This is a genomic window from Amycolatopsis sp. NPDC049868, from assembly GCF_044461365.1.
Taxonomy (GTDB): Bacteria; Actinomycetota; Actinomycetes; order Mycobacteriales; family Pseudonocardiaceae; genus Amycolatopsis.
The window spans coordinates 280,332-298,231 of sequence record NZ_JBITKV010000008.1; the positions used below are offsets into that span (position 1 = coordinate 280,332).

20 protein-coding genes are annotated in these 17,900 nt (G+C 68.2%); 16 read left to right on the plus strand and 4 right to left on the minus strand.

Going from position 1 to position 17,900, the window contains the following annotated elements; translation table 11 throughout:
- Positions 1–98: 98 nt before the first annotated feature.
- The 9 genes from ACIBTM_RS30365 to ACIBTM_RS30405 all read left to right on the plus strand — a co-directional run bounded on the left by ACIBTM_RS30365 (position 99) and on the right by ACIBTM_RS30405 (position 7,207).
- Positions 99–824, plus strand: a complete 726-nt coding sequence (locus ACIBTM_RS30365; protein WP_395880569.1) for a DivIVA domain-containing protein — start codon at positions 99–101, stop codon at positions 822–824.
- Positions 825–951: 127 nt separating this feature from the next.
- Complete coding sequence (locus ACIBTM_RS30370; protein ID WP_395880570.1) at positions 952–1,569, plus strand: YceD family protein; 618 nt, start codon at positions 952–954, stop codon at positions 1,567–1,569.
- Positions 1,570–1,641: 72 nt separating this feature from the next.
- Entirely contained in the window at positions 1,642–1,824 is a 183-nt protein-coding gene (gene rpmF / locus ACIBTM_RS30375) for a 50S ribosomal protein L32 (protein ID WP_005160412.1), read from the plus strand.
- A gap of 15 nt (positions 1,825–1,839) precedes the next feature.
- Complete coding sequence (gene rnc, locus ACIBTM_RS30380) at positions 1,840–2,586, plus strand: ribonuclease III (protein ID WP_395880571.1); 747 nt, start codon at positions 1,840–1,842, stop codon at positions 2,584–2,586.
- 111 nt (positions 2,587–2,697) lie between these two features.
- A complete protein-coding gene (locus tag ACIBTM_RS30385) occupies positions 2,698–4,056 on the plus strand; it encodes a polysaccharide lyase 6 family protein (protein WP_395880572.1) in 1,359 nt (452 codons plus the stop codon).
- Between the two features lie 37 nt (positions 4,057–4,093).
- Positions 4,094–4,954 carry a bifunctional DNA-formamidopyrimidine glycosylase/DNA-(apurinic or apyrimidinic site) lyase gene (gene mutM / locus ACIBTM_RS30390; RefSeq protein ID WP_395880573.1) on the plus strand — a complete coding sequence of 287 codons (861 nt, stop codon included), beginning with the start codon at positions 4,094–4,096 and terminating at the stop codon, positions 4,952–4,954.
- A gap of 67 nt (positions 4,955–5,021) precedes the next feature.
- A complete protein-coding gene (locus tag ACIBTM_RS30395) occupies positions 5,022–5,462 on the plus strand; it encodes a helix-turn-helix domain-containing protein (protein ID WP_034323476.1) in 441 nt (146 codons plus the stop codon).
- On the plus strand, positions 5,463–6,026 hold the full coding sequence (locus ACIBTM_RS30400; RefSeq protein ID WP_395880574.1) for a hypothetical protein: 564 nt from the start codon (positions 5,463–5,465) through the stop codon (positions 6,024–6,026).
- Entirely contained in the window at positions 6,023–7,207 is a 1,185-nt protein-coding gene (locus tag ACIBTM_RS30405) for an MAB_1171c family putative transporter (RefSeq protein ID WP_395880575.1), read from the plus strand. The genes ACIBTM_RS30400 and ACIBTM_RS30405 overlap by 4 nt, the downstream gene beginning before the upstream one ends.
- A gap of 192 nt (positions 7,208–7,399) precedes the next feature.
- Here the strand turns inward: ACIBTM_RS30405 and ACIBTM_RS30410 are convergent, their stop codons facing one another.
- Genes ACIBTM_RS30410 through ACIBTM_RS30420 form a run of 3 tightly spaced genes read right to left on the minus strand, consistent with a single transcriptional unit; the run spans position 7,400 to position 9,347 of the window.
- Complete coding sequence (locus tag ACIBTM_RS30410) at positions 7,400–8,089, minus strand: ABC transporter permease (RefSeq protein WP_395880576.1); 690 nt, start codon at positions 8,087–8,089, stop codon at positions 7,400–7,402.
- Entirely contained in the window at positions 8,086–8,973 is an 888-nt protein-coding gene (locus ACIBTM_RS30415; RefSeq protein WP_395880577.1) for an ABC transporter ATP-binding protein, read from the minus strand. Before ACIBTM_RS30415 ends, ACIBTM_RS30410 begins: the two co-directional genes overlap by 4 nt.
- Positions 8,970–9,347 (minus strand): GntR family transcriptional regulator, encoded by a 378-nt coding sequence (locus ACIBTM_RS30420; RefSeq protein ID WP_016336380.1) that lies wholly within the window; start codon positions 9,345–9,347, stop codon positions 8,970–8,972. Before ACIBTM_RS30420 ends, ACIBTM_RS30415 begins: the two co-directional genes overlap by 4 nt.
- 164 nt (positions 9,348–9,511) lie before the next feature.
- Between ACIBTM_RS30420 and ACIBTM_RS30425 the strand changes: the two genes are divergently transcribed.
- The 3 genes from ACIBTM_RS30425 to aspS all read left to right on the plus strand — a co-directional run bounded on the left by ACIBTM_RS30425 (position 9,512) and on the right by aspS (position 12,745).
- Positions 9,512–9,835 carry a PadR family transcriptional regulator gene (locus ACIBTM_RS30425; RefSeq protein WP_395880578.1) on the plus strand — a complete coding sequence of 108 codons (324 nt, stop codon included), beginning with the start codon at positions 9,512–9,514 and terminating at the stop codon, positions 9,833–9,835.
- Positions 9,832–11,076, plus strand: coding sequence for a DUF1700 domain-containing protein (locus ACIBTM_RS30430; protein ID WP_395880579.1), 1,245 nt, complete (start codon positions 9,832–9,834; stop codon positions 11,074–11,076). Before ACIBTM_RS30425 ends, ACIBTM_RS30430 begins: the two co-directional genes overlap by 4 nt.
- A gap of 415 nt (positions 11,077–11,491) precedes the next feature.
- Positions 11,492–12,745, plus strand: a complete 1,254-nt coding sequence (gene aspS, locus ACIBTM_RS30435; RefSeq protein WP_395880580.1) for an aspartate--tRNA(Asn) ligase — start codon at positions 11,492–11,494, stop codon at positions 12,743–12,745.
- A gap of 52 nt (positions 12,746–12,797) precedes the next feature.
- Here the strand turns inward: aspS and ACIBTM_RS30440 are convergent, their stop codons facing one another.
- Positions 12,798–13,322 (minus strand): general stress protein, encoded by a 525-nt coding sequence (locus ACIBTM_RS30440; protein ID WP_038509609.1) that lies wholly within the window; start codon positions 13,320–13,322, stop codon positions 12,798–12,800.
- 228 nt (positions 13,323–13,550) lie between these two features.
- Here ACIBTM_RS30440 and ACIBTM_RS30445 point away from each other — a divergent pair, with 228 nt between their 5' ends.
- From ACIBTM_RS30445 to ACIBTM_RS30460, 4 genes are read left to right on the plus strand one after another with little or no spacing between them, the layout of a single operon-like run.
- A complete protein-coding gene (locus ACIBTM_RS30445) occupies positions 13,551–14,915 on the plus strand; it encodes a glutamine synthetase family protein (protein ID WP_395880581.1) in 1,365 nt (454 codons plus the stop codon).
- Entirely contained in the window at positions 14,896–15,624 is a 729-nt protein-coding gene (locus ACIBTM_RS30450; RefSeq protein ID WP_395880582.1) for a gamma-glutamyl-gamma-aminobutyrate hydrolase family protein, read from the plus strand. Before ACIBTM_RS30445 ends, ACIBTM_RS30450 begins: the two co-directional genes overlap by 20 nt.
- Positions 15,621–16,985, plus strand: a complete 1,365-nt coding sequence (locus tag ACIBTM_RS30455; protein ID WP_395880583.1) for an aldehyde dehydrogenase family protein — start codon at positions 15,621–15,623, stop codon at positions 16,983–16,985. The genes ACIBTM_RS30450 and ACIBTM_RS30455 overlap by 4 nt, the downstream gene beginning before the upstream one ends.
- Positions 16,985–17,752, plus strand: coding sequence for a 3-oxoacyl-ACP reductase (locus ACIBTM_RS30460; protein ID WP_191258314.1), 768 nt, complete (start codon positions 16,985–16,987; stop codon positions 17,750–17,752). Before ACIBTM_RS30455 ends, ACIBTM_RS30460 begins: the two co-directional genes overlap by 1 nt.
- Positions 17,753–17,900: the final 148 nt, after the last annotated feature.

Genomic DNA, 17,900 nt, shown 5'->3' on the forward strand with positions numbered 1-17,900 from the left:
GCCCGGTACCGCGCGCTTTCACCCCTTACGGCGGCGATGAGGGCAAACTGAGCTCAGGGAATGTGGGGATCGCTGTAGCAGTAGGTAGGGAGTGGGCCGTGTACCGGGTTTTCGAGGCGCTCGACGAGCTCGTCACCATCGTGGAGGAAGCCCGCGGCGTGCCGATGACCTCCAGTTGCGTCGTCCCGCGCGGGGACACCCTGGAACTGCTCGACGACATCCGTGACGCCCTGCCGGGCGAGGTCGACGACGCGCAGGATGTCCTGGACAAACGTGATCAGCTGATCCAGACCGCCCGTACCGAAGCGGCGGAGACGATCACCACGGCGAACACCGAGGCCGACCGCACGGTCGCCGACGCGCAGGCCGAGGCCGAGCGCATCCTCGCCGACGCCCGCGCCCGCGCCGAGCAGATGATGAGCGACGCGCACGGCGAGGCCGAGCGCATGGTCGCCGCCGGACAGGCCGAATTCCAGAGCCTCACCGATCGCTCCCGCGCCGAGTCGGAGCGGATGATCCAGGCGGGCCGCGACGCCTACGAGCGTGCCATCGAGGACGGCCGCGCCGAACAGGCCCGGCTCGTCGCCCAGACCGAGGTCGTCCAGGCCGCGCACGGCGAGGCGGCGCGCATCGTCGACGAGGCGCACGTCGAGGCCGACAAGCAGCGCGGCGACTGCGACGCCTACGTCGACGGGAAGCTGGCCGAGTTCTCCGAACTGCTGGCGACCACGCTGCGGACGGTCGACTCCGGGCGCAACCACCTGCGGTCGCCGGTCAACCTGCCGGGCAACAGCCGGACCTCGCTGTACGACTACCAGTCCTGATCCCCGGCCCTTCACACGCGTGCCATGAACGGTCCGTTCCTTGCGAAATTTGCAAGGAACGGACCGTTCATGGCGTTGCGGACCGTGCCCGAAAGTGAGTGGCGGGACCTGCGTACCCTGGTAACCGATGTCTGAGAACAAGTCGCCGCAGGCCAGGCCTGCGCAGCTGGACGACCGGAACCCGTGGGTGCTCGACACCCGCGAGCTCGGCCGTCATGCCGGCCTGAGCAAGGCCGTCCAACGCACCATCCCCGTCGAGACCGCGCTCGGTGTGCCCGACGTCATCACCATCGACGCCGGTTCCAGCCTGGAACTCGACCTGATGCTCGAATCCGTCGTCGAGGGTGTGCTCGTCAGCGGTACGGCGTCCGCCGTCGCGACGGGGCACTGCTCGCGGTGCCTCGACCCGATCACCGAGGACGTCGAGGTCGACCTGACCGAGCTCTTCGCCTACCCCGGCTCCGCGACCGAGGAGACCACCGACGAGGACGAGATCCCCCGCCTGGTGGACGACCGGATCGATCTCGAGCCGACGGTCCGGGACGCGGTGGTGCTGGCGCTGCCGCTGGCCCCGCTGTGCGCCGAGGACTGCCGGGGACTGTGCATCGAATGCGGTGTCAAGTGGGCCGATCTCGAGCCCGGGCACGGGCATGAGAAGATAGACCCTCGGTGGGCCGCGCTGGTCGATCGTTTCGAGAACGAAACGGGCGATGACCAGGCCGATGGCCCCGGAAAGCAAGCCTGACGAGCACCAGCTCGTTCCGGAGAAGCAAGTTCGCTCGCGACCGCGGGCAGACCGTCTGAAGGAGATCTACTCGTGGCCGTCCCGAAGCGGAAGATGTCGCGATCCAACACCCGCGCGCGCCGCAGCCAGTGGAAGGCGGCTCCGGTTCAGCTGGTGCCCTGCTCCAACCGCGCCTGCAAGCAGCCGAAGCTCCAGCACATCGCGTGCCCGGCCTGCGGCCAGCACAACGGTCGCCAGGTCGTCGAGCCCGCCTGATCGGCAGCTGACGACATGGGGGGCAAGTCGGCCGGTGGACCACCCGCGGACCCCGCACCACTGCTGGAAGCACTCGGGATCACGATCGAGCCCGAGCTGTTGACGCTGTCGTTGACCCACCGTTCTTATGCGTATGAGAACGGTGGGTTGCCGCCGAACGAGCGTCTGGAGTTCCTCGGGGACGCGGTGCTGGGCCTGGTCGTCACCGACCACCTCTACAACACCCATCCCGACCTGGCCGAAGGTCAGCTCGCGAAGCTCCGTGCCAGCGTGGTCAACATGCACGCGCTGGCCAGGGTCGCGCGCGGCCTCGGTGAAGGCGGGCTGGGCAGGCACCTGCTGCTGGGCAAGGGCGAAGAGCTCACCGGCGGCCGGGACAAGGCGAGCATCCTCGCCGACGGGCTCGAAGCCGTCATCGGCGCCGCGTACCAGCAGCACGGCATCGACGTCGCGCGCAAGCTCGTGCACCACCTGTTCGACGACCTGCTCGCCGAGGCGCCGCTGCGTGGCGCCGGCCTGGACTGGAAGACCAGCCTCCAGGAGCTGACGGCGTCGGCAGGGCTCGGCGTGCCCGAGTACAAGGTCGAGGACACCGGGCCCGATCACCGCAAGGAGTTCAGCGCCACCGTCCTCGTCGGCGGGCGTGAACTCGGCTACGGCTCGGGAACGACCAAGAAGGAAGCCGAGCAGAAGGCCGCTGAGACGGCCTGGCGCCAGCTTTCGGCCGAACTCGACATCGAGCAGCCGCCGAAGACGACCTGAGTTCCCTTCACCGGGACGGCTCGTTGACGCACGAGTCGGTGAATCAGTAACCTCATCGCAGTCCGCCGCCACTGACGCGACCATTCAGGTCGCCTGTCGAGAGGTCGGCGGATGCGTCATTTCTGCCTGGTCACAGCGACGATTTTGACGTTGGTGACAGGTCCTGCCACGGCTTCGGCCGCCCAAGTCGTCCGGGTGACGTCGTTGAGCGCGTTGCAGTCCGCGATCGACAAGGCCGCTCCCGGCGACGAGATCAGGCTGGCCGACGGGAGCTACTCGGCGGGTTCGGCCATCGCGATCAAACGGTCGGGAACGGCGAACGCGCCGATCACGATCACCGCGGAACACGTCGGCAAGGCCGAAATCAAGGGATCCGCGGGTTTCTCGTTCTCTTCGGGCGCTTCCCATGTCGTGCTGCGCGGCTTCAAGCTCCGGCACGGTGGCTCGATGAGCGTTCCGGTGGGCAGCACGCACAACCGGCTGACCCGGCTCGACGTCCAGCTCACCGGCGGCGGCAACTGGGTCACGCTCAACGGTGACGACACCGAGTTCGACCACAACGTGCTGCAGAACCGCACCACCCAGGGTGTCTTCCTGCAGGTGCTCGGCCCGGCCAAAGACATGGCGAAGCGGGTCAAGGTGCATCACAACTACTTCTCCAACCACAAGTTCACCGGTTCGAACGGTGGCGAGTCGATCCGGTTCGGGCTGAGCCACCACCAGAAATACTCGGCGGGCGGGGTCGTCGAGTACAACCTGTTCGAAAAGGCCGACGGGGATTCCGAGGCGATCTCCGTGAAATCGTCGGACAATGTCGTCCGGTACAACACGATCCGCGACAGCCGCGGTTTCATCGTGCTGCGCCATGGGGATCGCAGCGTGGTGGAGGGGAACATCCTGCTGGGCCGGTCCGGGATCCGCTTCCACGGCAACGACCACAAGATCGTCAACAACTACGTGCACACCACGGCGAACCGCGGGATCGTCTTCGGCTCGGGCAACGAGGCGGACAGCGGGCCGGACAGCAAACTCCACGACCGGCCCGACCGGGTCGTGGTCGCGTACAACACCGTCGTCGGGACCACCGACGGCATCCACGGCGACGGCGGCGACTTCAAGCCCAAGGACTGCGTGCTCGCGAACAACATCCTGCAGGGGACGGGAAAGCTCGTGAGCATGCCGGGCGGTTCGGACGTGAAGTACGAGGGGAACATCGCCTGGGGCGGGCCCGCGGGGATGCCTTCTGGCGGCTACAAAGCCGTCGACCCCAAGCTGGTGCAGGACGGGTTGTACCGGCTGTCCTCCGGGAGCCCGGCGGTCGACGCCGGCGTCGGCTCCTACCCGTACGCGGGGACCGACTTCGATCTGCAGACGCGGTCCGGGAAGTACGACGTCGGGGCCGACGAACTGCTGCCGGGCGGGGCGCGGAAAGCCTTGACGAAGGCGGATGTCGGGCCGCTCGCTCCCTGACCGTCCTCACCGTTCCGCCGGTGGGAGAATCGACGGCATGCCCGAACTCCCCGAGGTCGAGGTGGTCCGTGCCGGGCTCGAGGCGCATGTCTCCGGCCGGACGATCACCGAGGTCGAAGTCCTCCACGCCCGCGCGATCCGCCGCCACGAACTCGGCGCGGAGGACTTCAGCGGACGGCTCTCCGGCGTGAAGATCACCGCCGCCCGGCGCCGTGGCAAGTACCTGTGGCTGGAGCTTTCCGACGGCCAGGCCATGCTCGCGCATCTCGGCATGAGCGGCCAGATGCTCGTCCAGCCCGGGGATGCGCCGGACGAGAAGCACCTTCGCGTGCGATTCCGCTTCGCCGACAACGGACCGGAGCTGCGCTTCGTCGACCAGAGGACCTTCGGCGGGCTCGCGCTCGCTGAACTCACCGAGGTCGACGGGACGGCGTTGCCGGGCACCATCGCGCATATCGCCCGCGACCCGATGGACCCGCGGTTCGACCTCGACCAGGCCGTCCGCGCGCTGCGGTCGAGGCGGACCGAGATCAAACGCGCCCTGCTCGATCAGACGCTCGTCTCCGGTATCGGCAACATCTACGCCGACGAGGCGCTCTGGCGGTCCAAGCTCCACTGGGCCCGCCCGACCGACAAACTCACCGCTGCCCACGGCCGCACCGTGCTCACCGCCGCCAGTGAGGTGATGGCGGAGGCGCTGGTCGTCGGCGGGACTTCGTTCGACGCGCTTTACGTCAACATCAACGGCGAGTCCGGATACTTCGACCGCTCGCTCGACGCCTACGGCCAGGAAGGGCTGCCCTGCGGCCGGTGCGGGACGGCCATCCGGCGCGACCCCTTCATGAACCGGTCGTCGTTCTCCTGCCCGCGTTGCCAGCCGAAGCCACGCGCGAGGTGAAAACTGTCGTGTACGGCGCGGGCGCAGCGTCAACTAGCATGAACGGGCACGAGAGGTAGGGAGTGGGATGGTGGCCGCGACCGAGCCCGGTAAGACGACGCTCGCCGAGAAGATCGACAAGCTGTTCCAGATCGTGCTGAGACCCGATCGCGAGCCGTACAGCCACGAAGAGGTCGCCAAGGCGTGCCGTGAGGCCACCGGCGAGAGCTTTTCGACGACGTACCTGTGGCAGTTGCGCACCGGTCGCCGCGACAACCCGACGAAACGCCACCTCGAGGCGCTCGCCCAGTTCTTCGGCGTCTCGCCCGCGTACTTCTTCGACGACGAGCAGAGCGCCAAGATCGCCGAGGAACTCGCGCTCCTCGGCGCCCTCCGCGACGCCGGCGTCCGCGACGTCGCGCTCCGGGCCGTAACGCTTTCCCCCGACGGACTCGACACCATCAGCGACATGATCGACGCGATCGCCCGCAGGGAATCCGGACGGGGCGGCCCGAAGAAGGAGTCGTGAGTGGATCGCCGCCATAAGGAGTTGTGGCGCCGCTGCCGGAGTCTCGCCGACGGCGTCACCCTTCCCGAACCCTTCGACGCCGAGTCCTTCGTCGCGGAGCTGGCGCTCGAACGCGGCCGTCCCATCGAATTGATGCAGGTCAGCGTCCCTTCCAACGGCCCGTGCGGGCTGCTGATGAGCACGGAGCGCGCGGACTACATCCTCTATCCGACGAACACCACCGCCCTGCACCGGCGGCATATCCTGCTGCACGAGGTCGGCCATCTGTTGTGCGGTCACGTCGGCGCGGACGCGGGAGCCGACGGGATCGTGCTCGACGCCGCCGCCGGCAAGGCCCTCATGCCGAACCTCGCGCCGGAACTCGTCCGCCGTGTCCTCGGCCGCACGGGTTACAGCGCCGTCGAGGAGCAGGAGGCCGAACTGCTCGCCAGCCTCCTCGCGCAACGCGTCGCGCGGACGTCGGTGCGCGGCACGGCCCGGCACCACGAGGGCGGAAGTGATCTCGCCGGCGGATTGGCGAGGGTCGACGACCTCTTCGGCAGCCGGAAACGGCGCCTGCCGTGACCGAGACCATCGCGTACTTCTGTTGCGTGGTGGCCTTCGCGGGGTTCGGCTACAAGCTGATCCAGGCCAGGCACACCCAGCCGCGGCGGCGGATGTGGTTCCTCAGCGGCTTCGGGATGTGCATCGCGGGCGGCATCATGCTGCTCACGCCGGCCATGGAGAACGCCGTCGGCGTCGAAGAACCCGTCGGCAGCCTCCTGAACCTCGCGGCCGACCTGCTCAAGATCGGCGCGATGGCCTTCGCGGTCGCGTTCGCGCATTCGCTGAAACTGGGGGAGGGCAAGCGGATCGGCTGGCACGCGGTGCTGTCCTGGACCGTCGTGGCCGCCGAGATCGTGCTCTTCTTCCTCTCCGGCAGCTATCGCGTCGGCGAGCACACCGCCGCCGGGCCGGGCGGGCTCGGCTGGTTCGTCGCGTACAACGTTCTTTTCCTCGCCTACGGTCTGATCAGCCTGCTGACGTTCTCGATCGTCTTCGCCCGCTTCGCGCGGCATGCCGATCCCGGCCCGCTTCGCACGGGGCTGTGGTTGCTCGTCGGTGGCGGGGTTTCCGCGCTGGGCTGGACTTTCTGGGACGTCGACGACATCTACATCCTCGCCACCACCGGCGCGGTCGACGCCGGTGAGGACACGCTCTCGGCGATCCTGGCGGCGCTGAGTGTCGGGCTGGCCGGGGCGGGTGCGACGCTCAGCGTGTGGGGGCCCGCGCTCGCCACCCCGTTCCGGCTGATCGGCATGTACCGGACGTACCGGCGGATCGAACCGTTATGGGCCGCACTGCGCGAAGCCGTCCCGGGAATCGCGCTGGACCCGGGCCCCGGTATGCCGGGCGGTGTCGAATTCGCCTTGTACCGCAGGGTCATCGAGATCCGGGACGGCCATCTCGCGCTGCGACCCTACTTCGATCCGGACCTCCCGCCCCTCGCGGAAGCCGAGGCACGCAAGGCGAAGATCCCCGAAGCCCGCGTGGCCGCGACGGTCGAGGCCACGGCCTTGGCCGCCGCGCTCGCCGCCTCCGAGGCGGGCCGCCGGTACGCCCCCGACGACGTTCCGGCGACCTACCTCGACGAGCCCGACATCGCCACCGAAGCGGCGTGGCTGGTGGAGGTCACGCGCGCCTGGCGGCGGTCCGCCGTGGTCGGGCGCATTCGGGACCAGGTCCGCGAATCCGAACTCGCGTGATTGAAGCCGGAACTCGCGTGCTCGAAGACGTGATACGCGAGTTCCGCCTCCGATCACGCGAGTTCCGTGCCCAATCACGCGAGTTCCGACGCCGGCTGACGCAGGACCTTCGCCATCCCCAGTACGGCGAAGATCGCGATCAGCACCACACGAGCCACGTCCATGACGGAACTCCTTGGTGTGGAAGGACTCTCAGACGGTGACGCGCCGCATCGTGGCGAACCCGCCCGCCCCGGCGAGGCAGACCAGCAGCGCGAGCACCCCGGTCATCCCGCCGACGGTCAACGTGCTGAAGAACGTGCCGAGCTTCGACCAGGCATCGGTCCAGCTGAGCAGCAGCACCGCGCCCAGCAGCACCAGGACCTGCGCCGCACCGAACAGGACGACACCCACCACCGAAGCGCGCCGGTAGATCAGGCCGTACCACATGCCGTAGACGAACATCAGCGTCAGGAACACGAACGAGGTGAGCAGGGTCAGGTACCAGGGACCGTCGAGCAACCAGGGAACGCGGAAATAATTGAGATCGAGCCCCCAGCCCCCGGTCGCGTCTTCGATCACCTGGAACACGGCGATCCCCACCGCGTACAGGGCCGAGAGCCCGGCGACCAGCAGGAGTGTCCCCAGATAGTAGGACCGCCTCGACACACCCAGCGCGAGCCCGAACGGGAGCGATTTCGTCATGCTCAAGGCCCCGCAGACCAGCATGAACACGAACAGCGTGAACAGGCCGCCGGAGTAGTTCTCCTCGGGTGTTTCGGGGATCAGCGAGAAGATCGCGAGATTCACCCCGAAGGCGAAGAACGTGACACCGACCGGGAGGACGATGTACTGGAGCCGGTCCACCAGGTGATAGCGCGCGACGTTGACCAAGGTGTTCATGCGGACGCCTCCTCTGCGGTCTGTCCGTTGGAGGTGTGCACCATCAACTGCTGCAAGGAAAGTGGCTCCAGCTTCAGGTGCAGAGCCTGCGCTCGCGCCTTCGCGGCGGCGTCGAGCGCGGTGGCGACGGTGACCGAAGCCCGCGACCCGATCTTGCGGCGGTGCAGCACCCGGCGGCCGGCGACGAAGTCGTCCACCGCGAGGGCGGGGCCGGAAATCGTGACGGCCGTGCCGCGCAGTTCGTCGGCGGGCGCGTCGAGGACGACCCGGCCCTTGTCGATCATCACCACGTGCTCCAGCAGATCGGCGACCTCGTCGATCAGGTGCGTGGAGAGCAGGATGGTGCGGGGGTGGGCCGAATAGTCGTCGAGCAGCCGGTCGTAGAACAGTTGGCGCGCGACGGCGTCGAGGCCCGCGTACGGCTCGTCGAGCAGCGTGAGCTCCGCCCGGGCCGCGAGCCCGATCGTGATCGACAGCGCCGAACGCATCCCTCGTGAGAGCTTCTTGATCGGGCGTTTCGTCGGCAGGTCGAAGTCGCGGAGCAGGGTTTCGGCCAGTTCCGCGTCCCAGTTCGGGTAGAACCATGACGCCGCCGAAAGCGCGTGCCGCACCTTGAAGTCCGGGAACTGCTGGTCTTCCCGGACGAGTACCAGGCGCCGCAGCACCCGCTCGTTCTCGACCGGGGTCTCGCCGAACACGCGGACCGAGCCGGTGCTGGCGAACTCCTGCGCGGTGACGATGCGCAGGAAGGTGCTCTTGCCCGCGCCGTTGCGGCCCAGCAGGCCGGTGATCTTGCCTTCTTCGATGTCGACCGAGACATCGCCGAGCGCGAGGTGGTCGCCGTAGCGCCGGGTCAGGCCGGTGGTCGAAATGGTCGGCGTCATGCGGCTGGTCCTCCGTTCCGGTGTCCGTTCCCGCGGATGAGCGAGATCAAGGTTTCGTCGTCGATGCCGAGGCGCTTCGCTTCGATGAGCATCGGGTCGAGGTACTGCTCGGCGAACCGCTGCCGCCGGTCGGTGAGCAGCTTCTGCCGCGCGCCGGCGGCGACGAACATGCCGATACCCCGCCGTTTTTCGAGCAGGCCGTCGTCGGCGAGCACGTTGATTCCCTTGGCCGCCGTCGCCGGATTGATCCGGTAGAAGGCGGCGAGTTCGTTGGTTGACGGCACTCGTTCCCCCTCGGCCAGGCTTCCCTCGGCGATGTCGTCGGCGATCTGTTCGGCGATCTGCACGAACAGGGGTGTTCCTTCGTCGAGCACGACACCTCCGTCCCCAGTCTTCGGGCACCCTTGTCAGGTGCGGTGGTTCATTACTGGACTAAGTAACCCATGAACCACCCGTCCGACGCAAGTAGCCTCCGCCGTGCGCACTACTGTGCAATGCGTGGTACCTTCTCTTGCGTAAGACTGGGAGGGACGCGACTGTGGAGATCAGTCAGCTACTTAAAGGCGTGCTGGACCTCGCCGTTCTCGCGGTGCTTCGGGGAGAGGACGGCTACGGCTACGACGTACTTCGAAGACTCCGGATCGCGGGGTTGCAGGAAGTGGGCGACGCTTCGGTGTACGGGACGCTCCGGCGGCTGTACAAGGCGGGCCTGCTGACGTCCTATGTGGTGCCGAGCGAGGAAGGCCCGCACCGCAAGTACTACAGCCTCAACGAGCCGGGTCGTCAGCGCCTCGAAGAGTCGGCGCAGACCTGGCGGACTTTCGCCACGACAATGAACAGCCTGTTGGGAGAGGCAGCATGAGCACGCAGAATCCGACCGCCGTGCGGGTGTATCTGGCGAGGGTCAGGAGCGCGCTCGCCGACCTGCCCGAGAGCGAAGTCGAGGAGATCCTCGAAGACGTCCGGCCCCATCTCGCCGAGATGGAGGCGGAGCTGGGGGAGAACCCCAAGGTCGACGCCTTGATCGAGCGTCTGGGTAGCCCGGAAAGCTACGCCGCCGAATTGCGGGCGTCCGGCGGCTATCCGCCGCGTCCGCCCGAGGCGGGCGACAAGACCACCGTGCTGAAGGTGAAGACCGGGATCGGCGGAGCGCGGTTCGCGTTCTGGGGCTTGGTGTTCTCCGTCGGCGGCTTCGCGTTGTTCGGCTTCGCCGCCGCGGTGTGGGTGCGAGTGGAACCGTTGCTGGGCCTGCTTTTCGTCGCACCCGTGCTCGCGATCAGCGTCGCCTACGTGGTGCGCAGGGGAGTCGCGCCGATCACGGAGCTGCCCGAGGTGGTCAAGCTCCGCGAGATCGCGACCTCGTTCCAGAACAACCGGAACAGCAAGGGAATCAACTACTTCCGCACGCTCAAACCGGCGTGGTGGGTGCTGTGCGCGGCGGTGCTGGTCATCTTCGGCCTCCTGCTCGTGCTCCGCGACACCGAAGCCGTGCTGTTGCTGCCGCTGATGCTGCTGGCCGCCGTCGCGGTGGTCTGGGCGGGGCCGAAGCTGAAGACCGACCGGCGGCTGCTGTGGCTGGCCGTGCCGATCTCGGCGTTCGTCATCGGCAGCATGCTCGGCGGGGCGGGCGCGGCGGTCGATCTGATCGCGAAGCGGTCCTACAGCAACGGTTCCTACAACGGCGGCTACACGCCGAGCTACAACGACAACTACGGCAACCCGCAGCTGATGTACGGCAGCCAGGACGTGGAGAACATCTACGCGTTCGACGCCGAGGGCAAGCCGCTGACCGAGATCTACCTCTACGACGAGAACGGCCGTCCGCTCAGCACGACCCGGTACGCCTGCGAGCGGAGTACGGGCGAGAAGCGGAGGGTCGGCGACGACAACCGCTATCCGCGGCCGCGGCTCGAACGGGGAGTCCAGGACAACGACGGAAACCTCAACGGATACAACGGTTCCCGGGGTTACTGCCAGGAAAAGGCCGAGGTTCCGTTCAGCGCGGCGATCCCGAAGGGCGCGCCGGTGCCGCCTTCCACGACCGCCCAGGCGCCGCCTTCTTCCTCGGCGCTGCCGTCGAACTCCACCCAGCCGACGCGCTAGGTGGCCCGGGTGGAGGCGGACGCCGGGGGCCGCCTCCACCCGTTTCTCCCGCGTTTCGTCCTCTGAATGCGGTGGTTGGGAGCACGAACCACCGCATTCAGAGGACGAAACGCGGATGCGGGACGCCCCGAGGGGACGTAACCTCCTGGGCAACGCGCTGACGGAGACGAGTAGCCAGGGGAGCACGCGAGCCTAGAGAGCCGCCGGTAGCTGAGAAGGCGGCCTCGCGCCCTTCGGTGAAGACCCTCCCGAGTGCGGGGAGGAACGGCGTCCGCGCCTCATGCCCCGCCGTCCGGCCTCGTCACGGGCCTTCGAGGCCGCCGTTCCTCCGGCGGCGGCGAAAGTGCGGTGGTACCGCGAGTTCCCTTCTCGCCCGCACTCCCAAGGGGTCGCACACGTCCGTTCAGGAGTTGTGATGATCTCGCGTGTCCTCGCCGCCGACTTGCCCCGGCACGTCGGTGGCCGCGTCCGTATCGCCGGCTGGGTGCACCGCCGGCGCCGCCTGAAAACCGTCACCTTCCTGGTGATCCGGGACCGCTCCGGACTCACTCAGGTGGTTCTCGTCGAACCCGGTGGCCCACCGGAGGAGACCGTCGTCGAAGTCGAAGGTCTCGTCACCGCGAACCCTCAGGCGCCGGGCGGTCTGGAACTGACCGAGCCGTCCGTCCGCCTGCTATCTGAGCCCGCCGAGCCGCCGCCGTTCGACCTCTACCGTCCGTCGGTGGGCGCCGCGTTGCCCACGGTGCTGGACAACGCCGCCGTCGCACTGCGGCATCCGCGGCTGAAAGAGGCCTTCGCGATCGCGGCGGCGAGCGTCGCCGGGTTCCGGTCGGCGTTGGACGGGCTCGGGTTCACCGAAATCCATACGCCCAAGATCGTCTCGTCGGCCACCGAGTCCGGTGCGAACGTCTTCGGCATCGACTATTTCGGTCAGCGGGCCTTTCTGGCGCAGTCCCCGCAGTTCTACAAACAGGCGCTGGTCGGGGTCTTCGAGCGGGTTTACGAGGTCGGCCCGGTCTTCCGCGCCGAACCGCACGACACGGCGCGGCATCTCGCGCAGTACACGAGTCTCGACGCAGAGCTCGGTTTCGTCGGCGACCATCGCGACGTCATGGCGGTGCTGCGGGAGACGATCGAGGGGATGGCCGCCGCTGTCGCGGAGGCGGGGGTCGAAGTGCCGGAGGAGATCCCGGAGATCCCTTTCGCGGAGGCCCAGGAACTGATCGCGCGGCGGTCGGGCGAAGACCCGCGTGGTGAGCCCGACCTCGCGCCCGCGCACGAGCGCCTGCTCTCGGAGTGGGCGCTGCGCGAACACGGATCGGAGTTCCTGTTCGTCACCGGGTATCCGATGGCGAAGCGGCCGTTCTACACGCATCCGGACCCGGCGCGGCCCGAGTACTCCAACAGTTTCGACCTGCTCTTCCGCGGGCTGGAACTGGTGACCGGCGGGCAGCGGCTGCACCGGCACGCGGACTACGTCGCCGCGCTGGCGGCGCGTGGTGAGTCCACCGAGCCGTACCGGGACTACCTGGCCGTCTTCGCGCACGGGATGCCGCCGCACGGCGGTTTCGCGCTCGGGCTCGAGCGCTGGACGGCCCGGTTGCTCGGGTTGCCCAACGTCCGCCAGGCGACACTCTTCCCGCGCGACCTGCACCGGCTGACCCCGTGAAAGCCGCGAGCCGGCACCTCGCGAAGAGGTGCCGGCTCACGTGGGATGAGGCTCAGTGGTTGAACGCGCTCCTGGCGGCCAGGTCGGCCAGCAGGGCACGGCCCTTCTCGGCGTTGCGCGGCTGGGCCAGGACGTCGTAGCGCCGGGCGACCAGCTGGCTCTGCGAGATGAACCCTCGCTTGTTCTTGGACGACGCGTACCCCAGCGCGCCGAACAGCAGGTTGAACCCGATACCGCCGACCAGGCCGACGATGATCGGCACCAGCCCGGCGCCCGGGTTCAGCAGGCTCAGCACGAGCCCGAGGAACACACCGAACATCGCGCCGGACAGCGCCGAGCTGGTCAGCACCTTGCTCCAGCCCATCCGCCCGGCGATCCGCTCGACGAGGATCGGCTCGACCCCGACGATGGTCACGTCCGTGATCGGGAAATCCGTTCCCGCGAGGTGGTCGACGGCACGCTGCGCTTCGGAGTACGACTCGTAGGAGCCGATCGGCCACCCGCTGGGCAGCGTCGGGAGCTGAGCCCGCCCCTGGGGCTCGGTGAACGTGGTCTGCTGCGTGAATGCCTGTGTCATTCCTTCTCACCTCTCTTGATCCGTACAACGTCCCGGATGCGCGGATCTCCTCCCGGTGCGGCGGGATTCACAGCATCTTCTCAGCCGGGCATCGCAGACAATCCGCCCAGGGATCAACTACGGTCAGCAATGGATAACGAACTAGACCATTGGCCGAGTTGACCGTGTCCGGTCGACCCGGTAGGAAGAAGCCGCAAAGGTACCGCTTCGAACCTTTAGGTGAGGCTGATGGCGAACAGGCGCGGCATGCTCACGCTGGATCGGCTCCGGGAACTGGTCGAGGACGGCATCGTCGACACGGTGCTGGTGGCGATCACCGACATGCAGGGCAGGCTGCAGGGCAAACGCTGCGCCGCCGAGTACTTCCTCAACGAGGTCGTCGAGCACGCCACCGAAGCGTGCAACTACCTCCTCGCCGTCGACGTGGACATGAACACCGTCGACGGCTACGCGATGTCGTCCTGGGAGACCGGCTACGGCGACTTCGTCATGCGCCCGGACTTCGACACGCTGCGCCTGCTCCCGTGGCAGGAGGGCACCGCGCTGGTCCTCGCCGACCTCGAACGGGTGCAGGGCGGCGCGGTCGCCCCCTCGCCTCGCCAGATCCTGCGCGGCCAGCTCGACAGGCTCGCCGAGCGGGGTCTCGCCGCCTACGTCGGCACCGAACTGGAGTTCATCGTCTTCGACGACACCTTCGAATCGGCCTGGGACAAGCGCTATCAGGACCTTCGCCCGGCCAACCAGTACAACGTCGACTACTCGATGCTCGGCACCGCCCGGATCGAGCCGCTGCTTCGCCGCATCCGCAACGACATGGGCGGGGCGGGACTGTACGTCGAGTCGGCCAAGGGCGAGTGCAATCCCGGCCAGCACGAGATCGCGTTCCGCTACGCCGACGCGCTGACCACCTGCGACAACCACAGCGTATACAAGACCGGCTCCAAGGAGATCGCCGCGCAGGAGGGCAAGAGCCTCACGTTCATGGCGAAGTACAACGAACGCGAGGGCAACTCCTGTCATATCCACATCAGCCTGCGCTCGGTCGCGGGCGAACCCGTCCTGGCGGGCGACGGCCCAGGCGGGTTCTCGCCGCTGATGGAGCACTTCCTCGCCGGTCAGCTGGCCGGACTGCGCGAGCTGACCTACTTCTTCGCGCCGAACATCAACTCCTACAAGCGGTTCGTGCCAGGGAGCTTCGCGCCGACGGCCGTCGCGTGGGGCACGGACAACCGCACGTGCGCACTCCGCGTCGTCGGGCACGGGGACTCGCTGCGCACCGAGAACCGCGTCCCCGGCGGCGACGTGAATCCGTACCTCGCGGTGGCCGCGCTGATCGCGGCCGGGCTGCACGGTATCGAGAACGAACTGGAGCTGGAGCCGGAGTTCCACGGCAACGCCTACGGTTCCGCCAAGCCGACCGTGCCGACGACCCTGAGGGAGGCCGCGGCGCTGCTGGACGGGAGCGAACTCGCGAGGTCCGCGTTCGGGAACGAGGTCGTCGACCATTACCTGAACGCGGCGAAGGTCGAGCTCACCGCGTACGACGCCGCCGTCACCGACTGGGAGAGGATCCGTGGCTTCGAACGCCTCTGAGTCTCTGAAAAGCGCGCCCTTGATCGGGCTCACGTCCTATTTGGAACCCGCGAAGTTCCTGGTGTGGGAGACCGAAGCGGCGCTGCTCCACCGGGTCTACGTCGACGGGATCGTCGCGGCGGGCGGGATCCCGGTCCTGCTGCCGCCGGTGAGCGAGGCACACGATCGGCTGATCTCCGCCGTGGACGGTCTCGTACTGGTAGGCGGCGCGGACGTCGACCCGGCGCGTTACGGCCGGGAGCCGCACGCGACGACGTACACGAGGCCGAACCGGGACGCGTTCGAGTTCGGTCTGCTGCGGTCCGCTTTGGACGGTGGGAAACCGGTGCTCGGCGTGTGCCGAGGACTGCAGGTGCTCAGCGTCGCGCTGGGTGGCACGCTGGTCCAGCATCTGCCGGAAACGGTGGACACCAAGGATCACCAGCCCGCGCCCGCGACCTTCGGCACCACTACGGTGACGCTTGCCGAGGGCAGCCGCGTCGCGGCGATCCTCGGCGCCGAGACCAAGGTGCCGTGTTACCACCATCAGGCGATCGACAAGCTCGGCGACGGGCTGGTCCCGGTCGGCTGGGCCGCCGACGGGACCATCGAGGCGGCCGAACTGCCCGGCGACGGGTTCGTGCTCGGCGTCCAATGGCATCCCGAACAGAATCCCGACGACATCAGGCTTTTCGAAGCGCTGGTGAAAGCTGCGAAGGAGCGCGAATGACCACGTTCGAGGTGATCAACCCCGCCACCGAAGAGGTGGTGCGGTCGGTCGAACCGACCTCGGCCGAGGAGACCGACGCGGCGATCGCCCGCGCCCACGCGGCGTTCCCCGCCTGGCGCGCGGTGGCCCCCGGCGACCGGGCGCGGCTGCTGCGCCGGTTCGCCGACGCCGTCGACGCCGACATCGAGAACCTCGCCGCGCTGGAGGTCGCCAACGCCGGTCACACGATCGGCAACGCGCGCTGGGAGGCGGGCAACGTCCGTGACGTGCTGACGTACTACTCGGCTTCGCCCGAACGGCTGAGCGGCAAGCAGATCCCGGTGCCCGGTGGCGTGAACATGACGTTTCACGAGCCACTGGGCGTGGTCGGGGTGATCGTGCCGTGGAACTTCCCGATGCCCATCGCGGGCTGGGGGTTCGCGCCCGCGCTCGCCGCCGGGAACACCGTCGTGCTCAAACCCGCCGAACTCACCCCGCTCACCGCGATCCGCCTCGGCGAACTCGCCCGCGAGGCCGGGATCCCCGAAGACGTCTTCCAGGTGCTTCCCGGCAAGGGATCGGTGGTGGGGCAGCGTTTCGTGGACCACCCGGCGGTGCGGAAGGTGGTGTTCACCGGCTCCACCGAGGTCGGCAAGCAGATCATGGCGGGCTGCGCCGCGCAGGTGAAGCGGGTGACCCTGGAGCTCGGCGGCAAGAACGCGAACATCGTGTTCGCCGACGCCGACCTGGAGAAGGCCGCAGCCACCGCTCCGTACGGCGTTTTCGACAACGCCGGGCAGGACTGCTGCGCGCGGTCGCTGATCCTGGTGCAGTCGAGCGTGTACGAGAAGTTCATGGAGCTGCTGGAACCCGCGGTGAACGGGGTCGTCGTCGGGGATCCGCGGCTGGAGGTGACCGAGATGGGCCCGCTGATCTCGGCGGGGCATCACGCGAAGGTGTCGTCCTATGTGGACGATTCCGCGCCGGTCGCCTTCCGGGGCAGCGCGCCCGCCGGCCCCGGATACTGGTTCGCGCCGACCGTCGTCACCCCGCCGGACCTGCGGCATCCGCTGGCCTCGGAGGAGATCTTCGGCCCGGTCGTCGCGGTGGTCCCGTTCGACGGGGAGGCGGACGCGGTGACCATGGCCAACCGGACCGAGTACGGGCTGTCCGGCTCGATCTGGACCCGCGACGTCGGCCGCGCCTTCCGCGTCGCGCGCGGTGTCGAAGCCGGGAACCTGTCGGTCAACTCGCATTCGTCCGTCCGGTACTGGACGCCGTTCGGCGGGTTCAAGCAGTCCGGATTGGGCCGCGAGCTCGGCCCGGACGCCGTCGACGCCTTCACCGAGACCAAAAACGTTTTCATCAGCACGGAGGAATAATGGTTCAGCGTTTCGAAGGCCGCGTCGCGGTCATCACCGGCGGTAGCAGCGGAATCGGCCTCGCCACCGCGCGGCGGCTGGCGAGCGAAGGCGCGAAGGTCGTCATCGGCGACATCTCCGCCGAGGCGGGCAAGGCCGCGGCCGACGAGGTCGGCGGCCTGTTCGTGCAGGCCGACGTGACCGACGCCGACCAGGTCGAGGCCCTGTTCCAGACCACTGTGGACACTTTCGGCTCGGTCGACGTCGCGTTCAACAACGCCGGCATCTCCCCGCCCGAGGACGACTCGATCCTCACCACGGGCATCGACGCGTGGGAGAAGGTGCAGAAGGTCAACCTGACGTCGGTGTACCTGTGCTGCAAGGCGGTCCTGCCGCATATGCAGCGGCAGGGGAAGGGCTCGATCATCAACACGGCGTCGTTCGTCGCGGTGATGGGGGCGGCGACGTCGCAGATCTCGTACACCGCGTCCAAGGGCGGGGTGCTGGCGATGAGCCGGGAACTGGGCGTGCAGTTCGCGCGGGAGAACATCCGGGTGAACGCGCTGTGCCCGGGGCCGGTGAACACGCCGCTGCTGAAGGAGCTGTTCGCGAAGGACCCCGAGCGGGCCGCGCGGCGGCTGGTGCACGTGCCGGTCGGGCGGTTCGCGGAGCCGGAGGAGATCGCGGGCGCGGTCGCGTTCCTGGCGAGCGACGACGCCTCGTTCATCACCGCTTCGCAGTTCCTGGTGGACGGCGGCATCTCGGGCGCCTACGTCACGCCTCTCTGATCCCCTCACGCATTTAGTCCTCTAAATGCGTGCCGCTGGGCTCGCTTAAGCGCGTGAAGGCCCCCTTCCCTCGGCTCAGCCGAGGGAAGGGGGCCTTCACGCGCCGCCGGGCGGTGGGGGACGGCGGCCATCGACATCGAGTGCGCCG